The organism is Caulobacter endophyticus (assembly GCF_029543245.1).
Taxonomy (GTDB): Bacteria; Pseudomonadota; Alphaproteobacteria; order Caulobacterales; family Caulobacteraceae; genus Caulobacter; species Caulobacter endophyticus_A.
Genome location: NZ_JARQWV010000031.1, coordinates 15,405 through 36,032 on the forward strand (window position 1 = coordinate 15,405; position 20,628 = coordinate 36,032).

The 20,628-nt window shown below is 66.7% G+C and carries 11 protein-coding genes; 2 read left to right on the forward strand and 9 right to left on the reverse strand.

The genetic code is table 11. The features are described from left to right. Window positions 1-108: 108 nt before the first annotated feature. The 3 genes from fusA to rpsL form a co-directional block, all read right to left on the reverse strand. Window positions 109-2,187 (reverse strand): elongation factor G, encoded by a 2,079-nt coding sequence (gene fusA / locus P7A99_RS22575; RefSeq protein ID WP_277795977.1) that lies wholly within the window; start codon window positions 2,185-2,187, stop codon window positions 109-111. A 114-nt stretch (window positions 2,188-2,301) separates the two neighbouring features. Continuing rightward, window positions 2,302-2,775: a 30S ribosomal protein S7 gene (gene rpsG / locus P7A99_RS22580; protein WP_004624018.1), complete on the reverse strand. Its 474-nt coding sequence runs from the start codon at window positions 2,773-2,775 to the stop codon at window positions 2,302-2,304. A gap of 12 nt (window positions 2,776-2,787) precedes the next feature. Beyond that, window positions 2,788-3,159 carry a 30S ribosomal protein S12 gene (rpsL, locus tag P7A99_RS22585; RefSeq protein ID WP_058350131.1) on the reverse strand — a complete coding sequence of 124 codons (372 nt, stop codon included), beginning with the start codon at window positions 3,157-3,159 and terminating at the stop codon, window positions 2,788-2,790. A gap of 354 nt (window positions 3,160-3,513) precedes the next feature. Between rpsL and P7A99_RS22590 the strand changes: the two genes are divergently transcribed. Further along, entirely contained in the window at window positions 3,514-4,296 is a 783-nt protein-coding gene (locus tag P7A99_RS22590; protein ID WP_277795978.1) for a hypothetical protein, read from the forward strand. Here P7A99_RS22590 and P7A99_RS22595 read toward each other — a convergent pair. The 4 genes from P7A99_RS22595 to rpoB form a co-directional block, all read right to left on the reverse strand. Continuing rightward, window positions 4,293-6,092, reverse strand: a complete 1,800-nt coding sequence (locus tag P7A99_RS22595; protein WP_277795979.1) for a methyl-accepting chemotaxis protein — start codon at window positions 6,090-6,092, stop codon at window positions 4,293-4,295. The genes P7A99_RS22590 and P7A99_RS22595 overlap by 4 nt on opposite strands. Before the next feature lie 125 nt (window positions 6,093-6,217). Then, on the reverse strand, window positions 6,218-6,736 hold the full coding sequence (locus P7A99_RS22600; RefSeq protein WP_277795980.1) for a hypothetical protein: 519 nt from the start codon (window positions 6,734-6,736) through the stop codon (window positions 6,218-6,220). Window positions 6,737-6,891: 155 nt separating this feature from the next. After that, a complete protein-coding gene (gene rpoC, locus P7A99_RS22605) occupies window positions 6,892-11,082 on the reverse strand; it encodes a DNA-directed RNA polymerase subunit beta' (protein WP_277795981.1) in 4,191 nt (1,396 codons plus the stop codon). A gap of 99 nt (window positions 11,083-11,181) precedes the next feature. Continuing rightward, the gene (rpoB, locus tag P7A99_RS22610; protein WP_277795982.1) at window positions 11,182-15,252 is read right to left on the reverse strand and encodes a DNA-directed RNA polymerase subunit beta; all 4,071 of its coding nucleotides are present in this window, start codon (window positions 15,250-15,252) and stop codon (window positions 11,182-11,184) included. A 347-nt stretch (window positions 15,253-15,599) separates the two neighbouring features. Between rpoB and P7A99_RS22615 the strand changes: the two genes are divergently transcribed. After that, window positions 15,600-17,297, forward strand: coding sequence for a tetratricopeptide repeat protein (locus tag P7A99_RS22615; protein WP_277795983.1), 1,698 nt, complete (start codon window positions 15,600-15,602; stop codon window positions 17,295-17,297). 262 nt (window positions 17,298-17,559) lie between these two features. Here the strand turns inward: P7A99_RS22615 and P7A99_RS22625 are convergent, their stop codons facing one another. After that, window positions 17,560-19,911: a glycoside hydrolase family 31 protein gene (locus tag P7A99_RS22625; protein WP_277795984.1), complete on the reverse strand. Its 2,352-nt coding sequence runs from the start codon at window positions 19,909-19,911 to the stop codon at window positions 17,560-17,562. Window positions 19,912-20,233: 322 nt separating this feature from the next. Continuing rightward, window positions 20,234-20,614 carry a 50S ribosomal protein L7/L12 gene (rplL, locus tag P7A99_RS22630; RefSeq protein WP_058346458.1) on the reverse strand — a complete coding sequence of 127 codons (381 nt, stop codon included), beginning with the start codon at window positions 20,612-20,614 and terminating at the stop codon, window positions 20,234-20,236. Between the last annotated feature and the right edge of the window lie 14 nt (window positions 20,615-20,628).

Consider the following 20,628-nt stretch of genomic DNA (forward strand, 5'->3'; position numbering starts at 1 on the left):
GCTCCAGGACCCCAGAGGGGCCGTTGGTTGAACTTCTGGGGTTTGGGCGGGCGGGTCCGAAGACCCGCCCTACTCTTCCGCTAAACGTTTCGTCCGGGGACGAAAAGCTTAGGCGTACTTCTTGATCACTTCGTCGGCGACGTGTTGCGGCACCGGATCGTAGTGGTCGTAGACCATGCTGAACTGAGCGCGGCCTTGCGACATGCCGCGCAGGGTGTTCACGTAACCGAACATGTTGGCCAGCGGAACATAGGCGTTCACGACGGTGGCGTTACCGCGCATGTCCTGACCCTGGATCATGCCGCGACGGCTGTTCAGGTCGCCGATGACCGAACCCAGGTACTCTTCCGGGGTCACGACCTCGACCTTCATGATCGGCTCGAGCAGCTTGGGCGAACCCTTCTCGCGCAGTTCCTTGAAGGCGGCGCGAGCGGCGATTTCGAAGGCCAGGACCGACGAGTCGACGTCGTGGTACTTGCCGTCGGTCAGGGTCGCCTTGAAGTCGATCAGCGGGAAGCCGGCCAGCAGGCCGTTGTCCTTGACCGATTCCAGGCCCTTCTGGACGCCCGGGATGTATTCCTTCGGCACGGCGCCGCCGACGATCGCCGACTCGAACACGAAGCCCGAACCCGGCTCGCCCGGCTCGAAGGTGATCATGACGCGGGCGAACTGGCCCGTACCACCGGTCTGCTTCTTGTGCGTGTAGTCGATGTCGACCTTGCGGCCCAGCGATTCACGATAGGCAACCTGCGGCGCGCCGATGTTGGCTTCCACCTTGTAGGTGCGCTTGAGGATGTCGATCTTGATGTCGAGGTGCAGTTCGCCCATGCCCTTCAGGATCGTCTGGCCCGACTCGAAGTCGGTCGAGACGGTGAAGGACGGGTCTTCGGCGGCCAGCTTCTGCAGGGCGACGCCCAGCTTTTCCTGGTCGGCCTTCGACTTGGGCTCGACGGCGATTTCGATAACCGGGGCCGGGAACTCCATGCGCTCCAGGATCACCGGCGACTTCAGCGGATCGCACAGGGTGTCGCCCGTGCGGGTTTCCTTGAGGCCGGCCAGGGCGACGATGTCGCCGGCGTAGGCTTCCTTGATGTCTTCACGGTTGTTGGAGTGCATGAGCAGCATGCGGCCGACCCGCTCGCGCTTGTCGCGCGTCGAGTTCAGCAGGCTCATGCCGGTTTCCATCTTGCCCGAGTACAGGCGGCAGAAGGTCAGCGAACCAACGAAGGGGTCGTCCATGATCTTGAACGCCAGAACCGACAGCGGCTCTTCGTCCGAGGCCTTGCGAACGATTTCTTCTTCGGTCTTGAAGTCGATGCCCTTGGTCGGCGGGATGTCCACCGGCGACGGCAGGTAGTCGACGACGGCGTCGAGCAGGGGCTGCACGCCCTTGTTCTTGAAGGCCGAGCCGCAGAGGATCGGGTAGAAGGCGCCGGTCAGAACGGCCTTGCGCAGGCACTTCTTGATGACTTCTTCCGAAGGCTCTTCGCCGCCCAGGTAGGCTTCCATGGCGTCGTCGTCGAGTTCGACGGCGTTCTCGACCAGGTAGGCGCGGGCCGCGACGGCCTTGTCCATCAGGTCGGCGGGGATTTCTTCGTCACGGTACGAAGCGCCCAGGCCGTCGTTGTCCCAGACCACGGCCTTCATGCGGACCAGGTCCACCAGGCCCTTCAGCGCGCTTTCGGCGCCGATCGGGAATTGGATCGGCACGGCCTTGGCGCCGAGGCGGTCGCGGATCGACTCGACCGACTTGTCGAAGTCGGCGCCGATCTTGTCCATCTTGTTGACGAACACGATCCGCGGAACCTTGTACTTGTCGGCCTGACGCCAGACGGTTTCGGTCTGCGGCTCGACGCCGGCGTTACCGTCCAGCACCGTCACGGCGCCGTCGAGAACGCGCAGGCTGCGCTCGACTTCGATGGTGAAGTCGACGTGCCCGGGGGTGTCGATGATGTTGAGGCGCTTGTCGTTCCAGAAAGCGGTCGTCGCGGCCGACGTGATGGTGATGCCGCGTTCCTGCTCCTGCTCCATCCAGTCCATGGTGGCGGCGCCGTCGTGGACTTCGCCGATCTTGTGGGACTTACCGGTGTAATACAGGATCCGCTCGGTCGTCGTCGTCTTGCCCGCGTCGATGTGGGCCATGATGCCGAAGTTGCGGTAGTCTTCGATTTTATGCGTGCGGGGCATAGCGATCGCTCTGCGAAACGGGGCGGCCCTGACGGACACGACCGGGATTTAAACGTGCGGCGCGGGCGGTTTATCGCAAACCGCCCGCGCCTGAAAGGGTGCTGGTAAGAAAGCTTACCAGCGGTAGTGCGAGAAGGCCCGGTTGGCTTCAGCCATCTTGTGGGTGTCTTCGCGCTTCTTCACGGCGGTGCCGCGGTTGTTCGAAGCGTCGAGCAGCTCACCAGCCAGCTTTTCGGTCATGGTGTTCTCGCCGCGCTTGCGGGCGGCGGTCACCAGCCAACGGATGGCCAGGGCGCGGCGACGGTCCGGACGGACTTCAACCGGCACTTGGTACGTGGCGCCGCCGACGCGGCGCGAACGGACTTCGATCGCCGGGGCGACGTTGTCCAGGGCGGAGTGGAAGGTTTCAAGCGGACCTTGGTCCTTGCGCTTGGCTTCCAGGATATCGAAGGCGCCGTAGATGATGTTTTCGGCGACGGCTTTTTTGCCTTCGTACATCACGTAGTTCATGAACTTCGTGACGACCAGATCCCCAAACTTGGGGTCCGGCAGGACTTGACGCTTCTCGGCGCGACGGCGGCGGGACATTCTTCTTCTTCCTTACTTCGGACGCTTGGCGCCGTAGAGCGAACGACGCTGCTTACGATCCTTGACCCCTTGGGTGTCGAGGACGCCGCGCAGGATGTGATAGCGGACGCCGGGCAAGTCCTTGACGCGGCCGCCGCGGATGAGCACCACCGAGTGCTCCTGCAGGTTGTGGCCTTCGCCCGGGATGTAGCACACGGCTTCGATGCCGGTGGTCAGACGGACCTTGGCGACCTTACGCAGAGCCGAGTTCGGCTTCTTCGGGGTCGTCGTGTAGACGCGGGTGCAGACGCCGCGACGTTGGGGGCAGCCCTTCAGGGCGGGCACCTTGTTCCGGACCGGCTTCGGAGAGCGCGGCTTGCGGATGAGCTGGTTGACGGTAGGCATTAAGTCTCTGCTCTGATGGAAGCGTGTGCCTTTCGGCCGAAGCGCTTCAGGGTCCTTGTCGTTCTTCTTTCCGGCTTCAAGGCTCCGATTGGAGACCCGATAAACACGAAACTCGCCGGGACGCGGAAAGCGTTCCGGCGGGCCTGCCGTCGGTTAAGGGACGGACGCTCATCAGGACGGGCGCAAGACCCACCTCGAAAAGAGCGCGGAACCTACTCGCGAAGGGGCTCCACGTCAATCACCGCCTTCTGCGTCGGTTAATGCGACGTTTACCAGGGCGCGAAGACGGCCACGCTTTCGCCATCAGCGATCGCCAGCCTCGCCCAGCAACCTTCCCTTGTCGTCGAGTCCTTCGTGGTCGAAGCCGCCGCGCGGTCCATAACCCTTCTGCTGGATCCTCCCGCGCAAGCCAAGCCCGACAAGCGGTTCTGGGCCGTCGCGGGCGGTTCGGCGGCCGTGCACCTGGCGGTTCTGGCCTGGCTGGCCCTGCCCGTGCGCGCGGTGTTTCCAGACCAGGACGCAGTCTCGACCGTGACCATCGAGCTGATGACGCAGACGCCGCGCGAGGTCCCTCGCGAGGCCCAGCGAGCCGCGCCGGCGACCGCCGCCAGCCCGCTGCCGATTCCACGCGAGGCCCGGCGTCCGGCTCCGGCGGGAATCGCCCCCTCCCCGTTCGTGGCCGCGCCCTCGGCGGGGTCGCGCGAGCGCGCGACGGGGACCCATCCGGCGCCCCTGCCCGCCGCCCAGCCCGGCGGCGACCTCAAGAGCGCCCTGCGGGGCAGCAGCACGGGCTGCGCCAACGACAGGGCCGTGGGGCTCAACAGGCGTGAGAGGGAACGCTGCGACGAGCGCTGGGGCGAGGCCGCGCGCAATGCGCCGGAGTACGCCGCGCCGATCGAGGCGGGCAAGCGCCGCGAGTTCGACATCCAGGCGCTGCGGCAGGAGGCCGATCGGGCCTATCGCGACGCGCCTATGGGCCCCGGTGTCGACCATCGCAGCCGCGACGGCCCCGGCCGGGGCAAGGACATCCCGATGGTCGGGGGTCTCGAGCAGGACGGGCTGGGCCGCCAGCGCGACGCCAGAGGCCAGCAGCTGCGCCTGCTCGAGATGCAGGAGAAGAAGACGAAGAAGGACTAGCCGGCGCGGCGCAGCCCGGCCGAGGCGGCCTGGGTGGTGCGGAAGCGCGCCACCATGCCCGACAGCTCGTCGGCGGCGGTGACCAGGTTGCGGCTGTCGCCGGCCGAGCGGCTGATCAGGGCCGCGTTGCGCTGGGCGCCCTGGTCCATCTGGTTCACGGCCGTATTGACCTGCGACAGGCCCACCGACTGTTCCTGAGCGCCGGCGGCGATCTGGCTGACGATGCCGTCGATGGCCTCGACCTGGGCGACGATCTTCTGCAGAGCCTCGCCCGTGCGGCCGACCAGCTTCACCCCGGCCTCGACCTGACGGGCGCTGTCGGCGATGTGGACCTTGATCTCCTTGGCCGCTTCGGCCGAGCGCTGGGCCAGGGCCCGCACTTCCTGGGCCACGACCGCGAAACCCTTGCCCGCGTCGCCGGCGCGCGCGGCTTCGACGCCGGCGTTGAGAGCCAGCAGGTTGGTCTGGAAGGCGATCTCGTCGATGACGCCGACGATCTGGCCCACCTGGTGCGACGAGGCCTCGACCCCGCCGATGGCGGCGATGGTCTCCTCGACCACGGTGCGCGAGCGGCCGGCCTCGGTCTGGGCTTCACGGACGGCCATGTGAGCGCCGCGCGCGCCCTCGGCGGTGCGGCGGACGGTGACGGTGATCTCTTCCAGCGCCGCGGCGGTCTCTTCCAGGCTGGCGGCCTGCTGCTCGGTGCGGTCGGAGATGTCGGACGAGGCGTCGGCGATGCTGCCGGCGCCGGCATTGAGCGCGCCGACGGCGTCGACAACCGAGCTCATCGCCGCTTCCAGGCGCTCGACGGCCTGGTTGAAGTCGCTGCGCAGGCCCTCGTAGTCATTGGCGAAGGGCTGGTCGAGACGGACGGTCAGGTCGCCGTTCGACAGGCGACCCAGGCCCTCGGCCAGGCTCTCGACCACCAGGTTCTGCTCGCGGGCCGAGCGGGCGTCGCGGGCCTGGGCGGCGGCGCGGTCGGCCTCGGCCTGGTCGCGGTCGCTGGCGGCGTCGGCCTCGATGCGGCGCTTGGCCTCGGCGTCGTCGCGGAAGGCGTGCACGGCGTCGGCCATCAGGCCGATGTCGTCGCGGCGGCCGGCGAACGGCAGGGCCACGTTCAGGTCGCCCTTCATCAGGCGGGCCATGGCCTCGCGCAGGGTCTTCAGCGGCGACAGCTGGCGGCGCACGGTCAGCACCGAGGCCACGCCGCCGGCCATGCCCAGCAGCACGCCGGCCACGCCCAGCCAGGCCAGCTGGCGGTAGACGGGACCGAAATAGATGTCCTTGGGCACGCCCACGAACATTACGCCGATCACCTGGCCCGAGGCGTCCTTGATCGGGTCGTAGGCCACGAAGTAGTCGCGCTTGAGGATCTTGGTCTCGCCACGATAGGGCTCGCCGCGGCCGAGCACCGCGTCATAGACCGGGCCCTGGGCCAGGCTGGTGCCGACGGCGCGCGAGCCGTCCGGCTTTTCCACGTTGGTGCTGATGCGCTTGTCGCCCGCGAACACGGTGGCCACGCCCCCGGCCAGCGCCTTGACGCGGTCGACGCCGGCCAGGTCGCCGTTCAGCACGTGGTCGCCGATCAGCAGTTGCTCGCCCTCGCGACGGAACGTCTGGCCCTGCCGGCCGATGACGTCCCAGGCCACGCGCATGCTGGTCTCCTGCTGGGCCACGGCCTGGCGCTTGGCGAAGCCGAGCGAGCTCCAGGCGACCACGGCGAGCAGCCCGGCCAGGAGAACGGCGAAGGCGGCGGCGATGGTCAGGCTGACCTTGGTGGAGATGTCCGAGCGCATGGTGTCCGGGCGAGAGGAAGGAATTTGCACTCCTTTTCAGGCCGCCCGGCTGAAATTTCATTTAACGGACTGAAATAACGAGAGTCTTTTTACAATACGTCATATTTCCACCGAAGGTTGCCCACTTAGGATTGCGTCTTCGCCGGCTTGGTCTGCGCGCCTTGGCAGTAGTCCTTCCAGCCCGTCCAGTAATTGACGTCGATATGGGCGCAACCGGCCTGGTTCATGGCGGTCTCGGCCTCGTACCAATCGACCTTGGCCTCGCCCAGATACTTCAGCACCAGTGCGCGGCACTGGGGCAAGGCGCGCGGCGAGAGATTGTCGCCGGCGATCAGCACCAGGAAATCGCCCTCAGCCTCGCCCTTGCGAACGACGATCCCCTTCCAGGCCTCGCCCGGGAGAGCCGCATCGCCGCACAGGCTCCTGCCCTGCCCCGTGTCGCTGATCGCCAGGTCGCGGAAGACGACCGACGGCCCAAGGTCCTGGGCGATCACCTGGACGGCGCCGTCGACAAAGGCGCGGTCAGCGGCGGGAAAGCCGTCTGACGGCTTGGGCTTGGGGGCGGGCGGCGGCGTCTCCGGCGCGCAGGCGGCCAGCCCCAGGGCCACGGCGGCGGCCGCGGCGAATGTGGTGTTGCGAAACATGGACGTCCCCCGACATCCGGCCGCCCCGGCGACCGCGCAAAACAAAAGAGCGGCCGGGTTTCCCCGACCGCTCCTTGTCTAGCACAACCCTGAAGGCCGTCTTCCGCCGATTACTCGGCGTCGGAACATACCGTCTGAAGATTGTCGGTCGCCGATTACTCGGCGTCCGACAGGGCGATTTCCGCCGGCAGCGGCTCCATCGCCTCTTCGCGCTGCTGGGCCAGCTGCTCGTCGCGCTTGGCGGCGACGCGCTGCAGGCTGCGCAGGTAGGAACCCGTACCGGCGGGGATCAGACGACCCACGATGACGTTTTCCTTCAGGCCTTCCAGGGTGTCGGTCTTGCCGTGCACCGAGGCTTCGGTCAGGACGCGGGTCGTTTCCTGGAACGACGCGGCCGAGATGAAGCTCTTGGTCTGCAAGCTCGCCTTGGTGATGCCGAGCAGAACCGGCTGGGTCACAGCCGGACGGCCGCCGCGGGCGATCGCCTTGTCCTGTTCCTTGTCGAACTCCGGCTTATCAAGGTGGTCGCCCTTGATGAGGCCGGTGTCGCCGGGCTCGATGATCTCGACCTTCTGCAGCATCTGACGAACGATCGTCTCGATGTGCTTGTCGTTGATCGGCACGCCCTGCAGTCGATAGACCTCCTGGATCTCGTCGACGAGGAAGTTGGCCAGGGCCTCGACGCCCAGGATGCGCAGGATGTCGTGCGGATCCGGGTTGCCGTCGATGATGTACTCGCCGCGCGTGATGTAGTCGCCATCATGCACCGCGATGTGCTTGCCCTTCGGGATCAGGAACTCGACCGCTTCGGGCTGGTTGCCGTCGGCGTCGACGTCCGGAGTGATCTTGATCCGGCGCTTGTTCTTGTAATCCTTGCCGAATTCGACACGGCCGTCCATTTCCGCGATGACCGCGCAGTCCTTCGGACGGCGGGCTTCGAAGAGTTCGGCGACGCGCGGCAGACCACCGGTGATGTCTCGGGTCTTGGCGCCTTCGGTCGGGATACGGGCGATGACTTCACCCGGCTTCACTTCGTCGCCGTCGGCCACCGAGAGAATGGCGCCGACCGACAGGAGGTAGCGAGCCTCGCCGCCGTTCGACAGACGCTTGTAGCTGCCGTCCTCGGCCAGCACGCCCATGGCCGGACGCAGGTCCGAACCGCGGGCCGACGCACGCCAGTCGGCGATGACGCGCTGGGCGATGCCCGTCGCTTCGTCGACTTCCTCGCGGACCGAGAAGCCGTCCACCAGGTCTTCGGCGCGGATGCGGCCGCCGACTTCGGTGATGATCGGCGTGGTGTAGGGGTCCCAGTCGGCCAGACGCTGGCCGCGCTTGACGGTGTCGCCGTCCTTGATCTTCAGACGGGCGCCGTACGGCGGCTTGTAGTTCTCGCGTTCCTTGCCGTCGACCAGCACGCTCACCGAGGTGTTGCGGCTCATCACGACCAGGGCGCCGTCGGACGCCACGACGGTGGCGCCGCTGACGCGGGCGATACCGTCGTTGCTGCTTTCGAAGAACGACTGCTCGGCCACCTGGGCGGTGCCGCCGATGTGGAACGTACGCATGGTCAGCTGCGTGCCCGGCTCACCGATCGACTGGGCGGCGATGACGCCGACAGCTTCACCGATGTTGACCGGGGTGCCGCGGGCCAGGTCGCGGCCGTAGCAGGCGCCGCAGACGCCGATCTTGGCTTCGCAGGTCAGGACCGAGCGGACCTTCACCGACTGGACAGCCGCCGCCTCGATGGCGTCGGCCATGTTCTCGTCGATGTAGGTGTCGGCCGGAGCGACCAGCTCGCCCGTCGACGGGTCCTTGACGTCCTCGGCCGTGAAGCGGCCCAGGACGCGGGTGCCCAGCGAGACCAGCACGTCGCCGCCTTCGACCACGGCGTGAAGGGTGATGCCCTTCGTGGTGCCGCAGTCTTCCTCGACGATGATGCAGTCCTGCGCGACGTCGACCAGACGACGGGTCAGGTAACCCGAGTTGGCGGTCTTCAGCGCGGTGTCGGCCAGACCCTTACGGGCGCCGTGGGTGGAGTTGAAGTACTCCTGAACGGTCAGGCCTTCCTTGAAGTTCGAGACGATCGGGGTCTCGATGATTTCACCGGAGGGCTTGGCCATCAGGCCGCGCATGCCGCCCAGCTGCTTCATCTGGGCTTGCGAACCACGGGCGCCGGAGTGGGCCATCATGTAGATGGCGTTGATTTCCTTCTCGCGGCCGTTCTCGTCCTTATGCTTCATCTGAAGCTCGGCCATCATCTCGTCGGCGACGCGATCGGTGGCCTTGGCCCAGGCGTCAACGACCTTGTTGTACTTCTCACCCTTGGTGATCAGGCCGTCGGCGTACTGTTGCTCATATTCCTCGGCCAGGGCGCGCGTCTCGGCGACGATCGCTTCCTTGCGCTTCGGAATGATGATGTCGTCCTTGCCGAACGAGATGCCGGCCTTGGCGGCTTCCTTGAAGCCCAGGCCCATGACCTGGTCGGCGAAGATCACCGTCGCCTTCTGACCGCAGTGGCGGTAGACGACGTCGATCAGGTTGCCGATTTCCTTCTTGGTCAGCGCCTTCTCGATCAGTCGGTGACCGATCGCGGGGTGGCGCGGCAGCAGGGCGGCGATCTTCATGCGGCCCGGCGTGGTGTCGATCACGCGGCGGCGAGCCACGCCATCGGCGTCCATTTCGGTGAAGCGCGACTTGATCTTGGCGTGCAGCGAAACGACGCCGGCGTCCATGGCCGCTTCGATTTCGCCCAGATCCGAGAAGATCTTGCCTTCGCCCGGCTCGCCGTCACGGGCGACCGACAGGTAGTACAGACCCAGGACGATGTCCTGCGACGGCACGATGATCGGGCGACCGTTGGCGGGCGACAGGATGTTGTTGGTCGACATCATCAGGACGCGCGCTTCCAGCTGAGCTTCCAGGCTCAGCGGGACGTGCACGGCCATCTGGTCGCCGTCGAAGTCGGCGTTGAACGCGGCGCAGACCAGCGGGTGCAGCTGGATGGCCTTGCCCTCGATCAGCTTCGGTTCGAACGCCTGGATGCCCAGACGGTGCAGGGTCGGGGCGCGGTTCAGCAGGACCGGGTGCTCGCGGATCACCTCTTCGAGGATGTCCCACACCTGGGGCTGCTCGCGCTCGACCATGCGCTTGGACTGCTTGACGGTGCCCGACAGGCCCTTGGCGTCCAGGCGCGCGTAGATGAACGGCTTGAACAGCTCGAGCGCCATCTTCTTGGGCAGGCCGCACTCGTGCAGCTTCAGGTCCGGACCCACGACGATGACCGAACGGCCCGAATAGTCGACGCGCTTGCCGAGCAGGTTCTGACGGAAGCGGCCTTGCTTGCCCTTCAGCATGTCGGCCAGCGACTTGAGGGGCCGCTTGTTGGCGCCGGTGATGACGCGACCGCGACGGCCGTTGTCGAACAGGGCGTCGACCGACTCCTGCAGCATCCGCTTTTCGTTGCGGATGATGATGTCGGGCGCGCGCAGCTCGATCAGGCGCTTCAGACGGTTGTTACGGTTGATGACCCGGCGATACAGGTCGTTCAGGTCCGAGGTCGCGAAGCGGCCGCCGTCCAGCGGCACCAGCGGGCGCAGTTCCGGCGGAATGACCGGAACGACGGTCAGCACCATCCACTCGGGACGGTTGCCCGACTCCTGGAAGGCTTCCAGGATCTTCAGGCGCTTGCTGAACTTCTTCTGCTTCATGTCCGACACGGTGCCGGCCAGTTCCTCGCGCAGCTTCTCGGCCTCTTTCTCGAGGTCGATGGCCTTCAGCAGGTTCTGGACGGCCTCGGCGCCGATCTCGGCGGTGAAGCTGTCGTCGCCATACTCGTCCTGAGCGCGGATGTAGTCGTCTTCGCTCAGCAGCTGGTGCTGCTTCAGCGGGGTCAGGCCCGGCTCGGTGACGATGTAGTATTCGAAGTACAGGACGCGCTCGATGTCCTTCAGCGGCATGTCGAGCATCATGGCGATGCGCGAGGGCAGCGACTTCAGGAACCAGATGTGCGCGACCGGCGAGGCCAGCTCGATGTGGCCCATGCGCTCACGGCGAACGCGCGCGAGGGTGACTTCCACGCCGCACTTTTCGCAGATGATGCCCTTGTACTTCATGCGCTTGTACTTGCCGCACAGGCATTCGTAGTCCTTGGTCGGGCCAAAGATACGGGCGCAGAACAGGCCGTCACGCTCGGGCTTGAACGTGCGGTAGTTGATGGTCTCGGGCTTCTTGATCTCGCCGAACGACCACGAACGGATCTTTTCCGGCGAAGCGAGCGAGATGCGGATCTGGTCGAAGGTCGGCGTGGCCTGGACCGGATTGAAGATGTTCAGGACTTCCTGGTTCATCTTGGTTCCTTCTGCGGGACTACCCGCGAAAATTCTTGAGGGAGAAGAGGCTGAAAGGGGCCCCTCCCCTGCTCTTCAGGCAGAGGAGGGAGATCCGGATCAGCTGTTCTCCAGCTCGACGTTCAGGCCGAGCGAGCGCATTTCCTTGACCAGCACGTTGAAGCTTTCCGGGATACCGGCTTCGAACGTGTCGTCGCCGCGGACGATCGACTCGTAGACCTTGGTCCGGCCGGCCACGTCGTCCGACTTCACCGTCAGCATTTCCTGCAGGGTGTAGGCGGCGCCGTAGGCTTCCAGAGCCCACACTTCCATTTCCCCGAAGCGCTGACCGCCGAACTGGGCCTTGCCGCCCAGCGGCTGCTGGGTGACCAGCGAGTACGGACCGATCGAACGGGCGTGGATCTTGTCGTCGACCAGGTGGTGCAGCTTCAGCATGTAGATGTAGCCGACCGTGACCGGACGCTTGAACTGCTCGCCGGTGGTGCCGTCGAACAGGATCGACTGACCCGAACGGTTCACGCCGGCCATGTCGAGGTGGTCCTCGATGTCTTCCATGCGCGCGCCGTCGAAGACGGGGGTGGCGATCGGAATGCCCTTGCCGAGGTTCTTGGCCAGTTCGACCAGGTCTTCCTCGGTGTCCGGCAGCTCCTCGTCCGGGCCGTAGACTTCACGCAGACGTTCGACCAGCGCGTCCTTCTGGCCGCCGTGCTGCCAGTCCTCGAGCAGACCGGTGATCTGCTTGCCGAGGTTGGCGCAGGCCCAGCCCAGGTGGGTTTCGAAGATCTGACCGACGTTCATGCGCGAAGGCACGCCCAGCGGGTTCAGCACGAGGTCCACGTGGGTGCCGTCGGCGAGGAACGGCATGTCCTCGATCGGCAGGATGCGCGAGATGACGCCCTTGTTGCCGTGACGGCCGGCCATCTTGTCGCCCGGCTGCAGCTTGCGCTTCACCGCGACGAAGACCTTGACCATCTTCATGACGCCCGGGGGCAGTTCGTCGCCGCGTTGCAGCTTGTCGACCTTGTCTTCGAAACGACGGTCGAGGCGCTTGCGGTTCTCGTCGAACAGACGGCGGAGCGACTCCAGTTCGCCCATCGCCTTCTCGTCTTCGAGAGCGATCTGCCACCACAGGCCCGAAGCCACGCCGGCCAGGCCTTCGGCGGTGATTTCACCGCGCTGCAGGCCCTTGGGACCCGACAGGGCGACCTTGCCGATCAGCAGGTCCTTCAGACGACCCGAGATGTTGCGGTTCAGGATCGCGAACTCGTCGTCGCGGTCCTTGCCCAGACGGTCGATCTCGGCGCGTTCGATGGCGAGCGCGCGCTCGTCCTTGTCGACGCCGTGACGGTTGAAGACGCGCACGTCGACGATCGTGCCGGCGACGCCCGGGGGCAGGCGCAGGCTGGTGTCGCGGACGTCCGAAGCCTTCTCGCCGAAGATGGCGCGCAGCAGCTTCTCTTCCGGGGTCATCGGGCTTTCGCCCTTCGGCGTGACCTTACCCACGAGAATGTCGCCGGGTTGCACTTCAGCGCCGATGGCCACGATGCCGGCTTCGTCGAGGTTGCGCAGGGCTTCCTCGCCGACGTTCGGGATGTCGCGGGTGATTTCTTCCGGACCAAGCTTCGTGTCGCGGGCCATGACTTCGAATTCCTCGATGTGGATCGAGGTGAAGACGTCGTCACGGACGATGCGTTCGGAGATCAGGATGGAGTCTTCGAAGTTGTAGCCGTTCCAGGGCATGAACGCGACGAGCGCGTTGCGGCCCAGGGCCAGTTCGCCCAGCTCCGTCGACGGACCGTCGGCGATGATGTCGCCGGCGCTGATCTTGTCGCCCACCTTCACCAGCGGACGCTGGTTGATGCAGGTCGACTGGTTCGAACGCTGGAACTTCGACATCCGGTAGATGTCGACGCCCGAGCGGGCCGGATCGGTCTCTTCGGTGGCGCGCACGACGATACGCGTGCCGTCGATCTGCTCGACGACGCCGGTGCGCTTGGCGATGACCACGGCGCCCGAGTCACGGGCGACGACCGCTTCCATGCCGGTGCCGACCAGCGGGGCGTCGGACTGCACCAGCGGCACGGCCTGACGTTGCATGTTCGAACCCATGAGGGCGCGGTTGGCGTCATCGTTTTCGAGGAACGGGATCAGGGCGGCGGCCACCGACACGACCTGGCGCGGCGACACGTCCATCAAGTCCACCGTCTCCTTTTGCAGGAGGGTCGGTTCGCCGTTGATGCGGCCCGGAACCAGCTCTTCGACGATCTCGCCGCTGTCGACCTTGATGTTCGACTGGGCGATGACGTGCTTGGATTCCTCCATCGCCGACATGTAGACGACTTCGTCCTGCGGCTTGCCGTCCTTCACGCGACGGTACGGGCTCTCGATGAAGCCGTACTTGTTCACGCGGGCGTGGGTGGCCAGCGAGTTGATCAGACCGATGTTCGGGCCTTCCGGCGTTTCAATCGGGCAGATCCGGCCGTAGTGGGTCGGGTGAACGTCGCGGACTTCGAAGCCGGCGCGCTCACGGGTCAGACCGCCCGGGCCGAGGGCCGAGAGACGACGCTTGTGGGTGATTTCCGACAGCGGGTTCGTCTGGTCCATGAACTGCGAGAGTTGCGAAGAACCAAAGAACTCGCGGACTGCAGCAGCCGCGGGCTTCGCGTTGATCAGGTCGTGCGGCATGACGGTGTCGATATCGACCGACGACATGCGTTCCTTGATGGCGCGCTCCATGCGGAGCAGGCCGACGCGGTATTGGTTTTCCAGCAGTTCGCCGACCGAACGCACCCGGCGGTTGCCGAGGTTGTCGATGTCGTCGATTTCGCCGCGGCCGTCGCGCAGGCCGACCAGCAGCTTCAGCACGGCCAGGACGTCTTCCTTGCGCAGAACGCGGACTTCGTCCGAGACTTCCTGCTCGAGGCGCATGTTCATCTTCACGCGGCCCACCGACGACAGGTCGTAGCGCTCGGCGTCGAAGAACAGCGACTTGAACATGGCCTCGGCGGCTTCCACCGTCGGCGGCTCGCCCGGACGCATCACGCGGTAGATGTCGAACAGCGCGTCTTCGCGGACGGCGTTCTTGTCCACGCGCAGGGTGTTGCGCATGTAGGCGCCGACCGTCACGTGGTCGATGTCGAGCACGTCGATGGTGTCGAAGCCTTGGTCGGCCAGGGCCTGGATCGTGGTGACGTCCAGCTCGTCGCCGGCTTCGGCGTAGATCTCGCCGGTCTCGAAGTTGACGGCGTCGCGGGCCAGGTAGCGGCCGGTCAGGGCCTCCGGACCGAGCAGCAGGGTCTTCAGACCGCCGTCGGCCAGCTTCTTGGCGTTGCGGGCGCTGATCTTCTGACCAGCCGGAGCGACCTCTTCGCCGGTGTCGGCGTCGATCAGGGCGACTTCCGGCTTCACGCCGCGCCAGCGCTCGGCCTTGTACGGGGTGGCCCAGCCGCCCGAACGCTTCTCGAACGGAACGACGTCGTAGAACGTGGTCAGGATCTCTTCGCCGTCCATGCCCAGGGCATAGAGGAAGGTCGTGGCCGGCAGCTTACGGCGACGGTCGATACGGACGTAGACGATGTCCTTGGCGTCGAATTCGAAGTCGAGCCACGAGCCGCGGTACGGGATCACGCGGGCGGCGAACAGCAGCTTGCCCGAGGCGTGGGTCTTGCCCTTGTCGTGGTCGAAGAACACGCCGGGCGAGCGGTGCATCTGCGAGACGATGACGCGCTCGGTGCCGTTGACGATGAAGGTGCCCTTGTCCGTCATGAGCGGGATGTCGCCCATGTAGACGTCCTGCTCCTTGATGTCCTTGACCGAGCGGGCGCCGGTTTCTTCTTCGGTTTCGAAGACGATCAGGCGCAGCTTGACCTTCAGCGGCGCGGCGAAGGTCATGTCGCGCTGGATGCACTCTTCAACGTCGTACTTCGGCTCTTCGAACTCGTACGACACGTATTCGAGCACGGCGCGCTCGTTGAAGTCCTTGATCGGGAACACCGACTTGAAGACCGCCTCGACGCCCTCGTCGCGACGCTGGCCCGGACGGACCTCGCGCTGCAGGAACTGTTCGTAGGAGGAGCGCTGAACCTCGATGAGGTTCGGCATCTGCACAGCCTCGGGAATGCGGCCGAACGACTTCCGGATCCGCTTCTTGCCGGTGAAGGATTGCGCCATGTTTTTTCCCTGCGGCGCGGATGGACTCCGCGCGTGAGTTCGAATGTCCGTAGCGTCCACCCTCGCCGCTCCCCTTGCCGGGAAGCGCTGGACGCTGGAATTCCCCTGACTGACGACCGGGACCGGAAGTCTGTCGGGCGCCCCTTCGCGCGTATCGGAGGGCGGCTGACCGCGCCTCGGGGCGTTGAAGAGCGGACGTGCGTGGACGCACTCCGCCGAAATGTCTTCGTGAACGGGCCGATATAGGGGATCGAAGCGAGGATGAAAAGGGGGAAAGAGCGACCAATTTCACAGCGCGGTTTCGTTCAACGCGGCGACGCTTCCCTTTCCTGCCAAGGCCCTCGCCGATGTCCGCCGCGCTCAAGCCCCGCCCCGCCGCCCAGGCCAGGCCGCTCTCGCCCCTGCACCGCATCGCCGCGCGGCTGGACGAGGTTCCCGCCGCCGCCCGCAAGCGGCTGGTCGCGGCCGGGGATGCTCTGGCGGATGGCGACTTCGCCCGCGCCGAAAGCCTGGCCGCCGCGACCCTGCCCGAGGGCGGAAGCCTGGCCCTGCGCCTGATCGGCCTGGTGCGCGAGCGGGCCGGCGCCCTGCTCCAGGCCTTCGAGGCCTTGCGGCAGGCTCACCTGAAGGCTCCCGCCGATCCCGACGGCGTGCGCGACTTGGCCCGGCTGGCCCGCCGCATGGGCCAGCCTGGCCTCGCCGCCGACCTGCTGGCCCGCGTCCGCGCCGCCTGCCCCGGCGACCTGGCCGACGCCCAGGACCTGGGCGCCGTGCTGCGCGACCTCGACCGCTGCGACGAGGCCCTGGCCATCGTGCGCGAAGCCATGACCCAAGCGCCCGAAGCGCCGCACCTGTGGAGCCTGCTCGGCTCGATCGCCGCCCAGAAGGGAGACGACGCCGACGCCCGGGTGTTCCACGACGAGGCCCTGCGCCTGGCCCCGCGCGACGCGCCGATCCTGGCCAACGCCGCCCTGGCCCGCCTCGACGTCGGCGATCCGGCGGCCGCGAAGGAAGCCTGCGATGCGGCCTTGGCGGCCCGGCCGACGCCGCCCCAGGCCGCCGCCGTGCGGCTGGCCCGCGCCACGGCCCGCCTGTGCCTGGGCGACCTCGGCGGCTGGGACGACTACGCCGCCCGCCTGGCGCCCGAGCGCCGCGAGGCCCTGGCCTTCGACATCCCCGCTCCGCGCTGGACGCCCGCCACGCCCCTGGACGGGCTGCACCTGCTGCTGGTCGGCGAGCAGGGTCTAGCCGACGAGGTGATGTTCGGCTCGATGATCGGCGACGCCCTGGCAGCCCTTGGACCTACCGGCCGCCTGACGCTGGCGGTGGAGCCGCGCCTTGTTCCGCTGTTCGCGCGCGCCTGGCCGGCCGTGCGGGTGATCGCCCACGCCACCACCAGCCTCGCCGGCCGCCTGCGCCGCACGGTTCCCGACGCCGGACAGGTCCAGGCCTGGGCTCCGATGGGCGATCTGCTGCCGCTGCTGCGCGGAACGCTGGAGAAATTCGACAATGCGAGGGCCTTCCTCGAGCCCGATCCGGCCCGCGTCGCGCACTGGCGGAACTGGCTGCAGAACCTTGGCCCCGGCCGCAAGGTCGGGGTCATCTGGCGCAGCGGCCTGATGGCCGGCCTGCGCTCACGTCGCTTCGCCCCATTCGAGGCCTGGAGGCCGGCGCTGGCCACGCCGGGCGCCGTGTTCGTGAACCTGCAGTACGGCGACGCCGAACCGGATCTGGCCCGCGCCCAGGCCCAGGGCCTGACGATCCATCGGCCGCCCGGCCTTGATTTGATGCAGGACCTGGAAGGCGTCGCCGCCCTCTGCCGCGCGCTCGACCTCGTCATCGGCCCGCCGACCGCCACCGCCAACCTCGCCGCCGCGCTTGGAGCCGAGACCTGGATCGTCTCGGCCAACCCCAACTGGCCGGCGCTCGGGACGGCGGGCTATCCCTGGTACCCGGCGGTCAGGGCGTTCCAGCCGGATGGTCAGACGTGGGAGGCGCGGTTGGAGAGCGTGGCGCGGACGCTGTCCCAAATCCCTCTCTCTTAGAGAGAGGGAGGGGCCCGCCGCGCAGCGGTGGGAGGGTGAGAGGTTTCACCGCTGGCCGCGGGAACCTGCACCTCTCCGTGGTGTGGCCATGCGACTGGCTGAAACGACTGGCGCTCTGCACACCTCACCCAGGCCGCGCCCTATCCGGCAAGAGTGTATCCTCTCACCCTCCCATGGCTTCGCCATGGGCCCCTCCCTCTCTCCATGAGAGAGGGGTCAAAGAAAAAGGGGAGGACGTTTCCGCCCTCCCCTCTTGGTCTTCCTACTTCACCACCTGCACGGCGGCCTGGGCCTGGGCCGCCAGGGCCTTGTCGCCGGTGGCCGTCAGCTTGCCGGCCTTGTCGTCCCAGCGCAGCTTCACCGTCTTGCCGACGCCCTTCTCGTAGGCGTTGGTGACGCCGTCGTCGTCATAGAGCGAGAACTCGGCGTCGCGGCCCGGATAGACCTTCACCGCGCTGATCGCCTGGGTCTGGCTGGTGTTCATGATCGGCGCGCCCATCGGCACGATCGAACCGGCGCGGACGAACAGCGGGATGACGTCGATCGGCGCCTTCACCCGCACCGTCTGGCCGCCCGTGTACTTCTGGTTGGTCCAGTAGTCGTACCAGTCGGCGCCGGCCGGCAGGTAGACGTCGCGCTCGGTCTGGCCCTGCTCGGTGACCGGAGCCACCAGGAAGGCCGGGCCGAACATGTACTGGTCGCCGATGTTGGCCACCTTCGGGTCGCTCGGGAAATCCATGAACAGGCCGCGCATGAAGGGCGCGCCGGTGTCGTAGGTCGTCTTGCCCATCGAGTAGAGGTACGGCATCAGCGCGTAGCGCAGCTTGAGGTACTTGGTCAGGACGCCCTCGGCCTCCCTGCCGAACGACCACAGCTCGCTTTCCTTGCGCATGCCGTGCACGCGCAGGGTCGGGGTGAAGACGCCGTACTGGAACCAGCGGGTGAAGAGCTCGGGATAGTCGTTGTTCTGGCCGACCACCTCGCGGGCGTCCGACGGATCCAGCAGCGGCGGCTTGGTCGCCGTGGTGGTCGACGGCAGCCACTGCCAGCCGCCGATGTCGTTGCCCCAATAGGCGAGACCCGAAGCGGTGAAGTTCAGACCCGTCGGCACCTGGCGCTGGAGCACCTCCCAGGTCGGCGAGATGTCGGACGACCAGAACAGCGAGCCGTTGCGCTGGGCGCCGGTATAGGCGGCGCGGGCCAGGATCAGGTTGCGCTTGTCGGGACGATCGCGGCGCGAGCCGTCGGCGGCCAGCTGGGTGTGCATCAGCGGGAAGGCGTTGCGGATGCGGTCGCCCGAGCCCTCATGGAAGAAGAAGCCCGACGGCACCAGATCCGGCTCGGTCTCGTCCAGCCACAGCCAGTCGAAGCCCTGCGAGAGGATGTTGTCGCGGATCTTGCCCCAGAACCAGTCGCGGGCCTGCGGGTTGGTGGTGTCGATCAGGGCGCCGGTGCGGTCGCTGCGGAACGGCAGGCCGTCGACGACCTTGCCGTCGGCGTCCTTCAGGAACCAGCCCTTGTCGGCCAGGTAGTTGAAGTAGCGGCCTTCCTGCTCGAAGCGGGGCCACACGCTGATGATGCTGTGAACGCCGCGGTCGTGCAGCGTCTTGTTCATGCCGGCCGGGTCGGGGAAGGCCTGCGGATCGATGTCGATCTGGCCCATGCGGGTCCAGTGGAACCAGTCCAGCACCATGATGTCGAGCGGCAGCTGGCGCTTCTGGTAGCCGTCGGCCACGGCCATCAGCTCGGCCTGGCTGGCGTAGCGGGCCTTGGACTGGATGTAGCCGAAGGCGGCCTTGGGCGGCAGCGGCGTCACGCCGGTCAGGGCGCGATAGCCGGCATAGATCTCGTCGGTGGTCTTGCCGGTGATGACGAAGAACGACACGCGCTCGCCGACATTGCTCTGCCACAGGGTGCGGCCGTTGACGCCCGGATAGATCTTGGTGGCCGAAGGGTTGTCCCACAGGATGCCGTAGCCCTTGGACGTCACCAGGAAGGGCACGCAGACGGTCTCGCCGTGGGGCGCGTCATAGTCGTGCTTGCAGTCGATGGTGCGGCCGCGCAGGTCCAGCGTGGTGGTCTGCTCCTGGTTCTGGCCCAGGCCGTAGAAGTGCTCGTCGGCGGTCGTCGAGAAGGTGGCGCCGGCGCGATAGGTCTTCTCGCCGCTGACCACGTGCGGGGCCATCTCCCAGCCGGTCATGTCGACCAGCGACGTCCCGTCGGGCTTGCGCACCTTGATCGACACCGGCGGCAGGGCCGGCGCGAAATAGCGCTCCTGCAGGCTGGGGGCGTTCGGCCACGGCTGGGCGACGACTTCAAGCGACAGCTCGGCCGAGGTGAAGATGTCGGCGCCGGCCTTCTGGTCGTGACGCCAGCCCTTGTCGCTGGCCGTCCCGTTGACGCCATAGCCGGGGGCGGCCTTGGCCAGGTCCTTGTCCTGGCTGATGGTCACGCGGATGACGTTGGGGGCGTAGGTCTCGACCGAGACATAGGCGCCGTTGCGATCCACCGTCGTCTGCGGCGCGGCGACCGCCATGCCCGCCCCGACGCTGAGCGCCAGGCCCGAAACCAGACCCAGGACGCGCGCCTTTGCGCCGTTACCCAGCCAAGCCATGCGATTCCTCCACTAAGTTACCGCTATCATTTCCTGATACCGGCGTAGTGGCGGCTGACAGCGCCGTCAACGCAGAAGGTGCGATTTATCGGATGAATGAAGCGAAGCATCCTTCTCCCCTTGCGGGAGAAGGTGGCGGCCGAAGGCCGACGGATGAGGGGTCGCGCGGACAGTTCTGAGAGACCCCTCACCCGACCTCCCTTCGGGAGGCCACCCTCTCCCGCAAGGGGAGAGGGCAAAAAGAAAGGCCCGGAGGTTTCCCTCCGGGCCCGTCTCGTAAGGTCATGAAGACCAGATCCGCGTCAGACGACGCGGAGCCGGATTACTTCACTTGGACCTTGGCGCCGGCTTCGGTCAGCTTCTTGGCGACTTCGTCGGCCTGCTGCTTCGAAACGTTTTCGACGACGTTCTGCGGAGCGCCTTCGACCAGGTCCTTGGCTTCCTTCAGGCCGAGGTCCGGACGGACGCCGCGGACTTCCTTGATCACGTTGATCTTCTTGTCGCCGCCGTCGACCAGGACAACGGTGAACTCGGTTTGCTCTTCAGCAGCTTCGACCGGAGCAGCAGCGCCACCGACGGCGGCCACGGCGACCGGAGCGGCGGCCGAGACGCCCCACTTTTCTTCCAGCAGCTTCGAGAGTTCAGCGGCTTCCAGCACCGACAGGGTGGACAGTTCTTCGACCAGCTTTTCGAGCTTCGACATGTGTCAGTTCCTTA

Coding starts and splice junctions, on each gene's coding strand:
- fusA (WP_277795977.1), bottom strand. CDS start 2,187: ATGCCCCGCACGCATAAAATCGAAGACTACCGCAACTTCGGCATCATG.
- rpsG (WP_004624018.1), bottom strand. CDS start 2,775: ATGTCCCGCCGCCGTCGCGCCGAGAAGCGTCAAGTCCTGCCGGACCCC.
- rpsL (WP_058350131.1), bottom strand. CDS start 3,159: ATGCCTACCGTCAACCAGCTCATCCGCAAGCCGCGCTCTCCGAAGCCG.
- P7A99_RS22595 (WP_277795979.1), bottom strand. CDS start 6,092: ATGCGCTCGGACATCTCCACCAAGGTCAGCCTGACCATCGCCGCCGCC.
- P7A99_RS22600 (WP_277795980.1), bottom strand. CDS start 6,736: ATGTTTCGCAACACCACATTCGCCGCGGCCGCCGCCGTGGCCCTGGGG.
- rpoC (WP_277795981.1), bottom strand. CDS start 11,082: ATGAACCAGGAAGTCCTGAACATCTTCAATCCGGTCCAGGCCACGCCG.
- rpoB (WP_277795982.1), bottom strand. CDS start 15,252: ATGGCGCAATCCTTCACCGGCAAGAAGCGGATCCGGAAGTCGTTCGGC.
- P7A99_RS22615 (WP_277795983.1), top strand. CDS start 15,600: ATGTCCGCCGCGCTCAAGCCCCGCCCCGCCGCCCAGGCCAGGCCGCTC.
- P7A99_RS22625 (WP_277795984.1), bottom strand. CDS start 19,911: ATGGCTTGGCTGGGTAACGGCGCAAAGGCGCGCGTCCTGGGTCTGGTT.
- rplL (WP_058346458.1), bottom strand. CDS start 20,614: ATGTCGAAGCTCGAAAAGCTGGTCGAAGAACTGTCCACCCTGTCGGTG.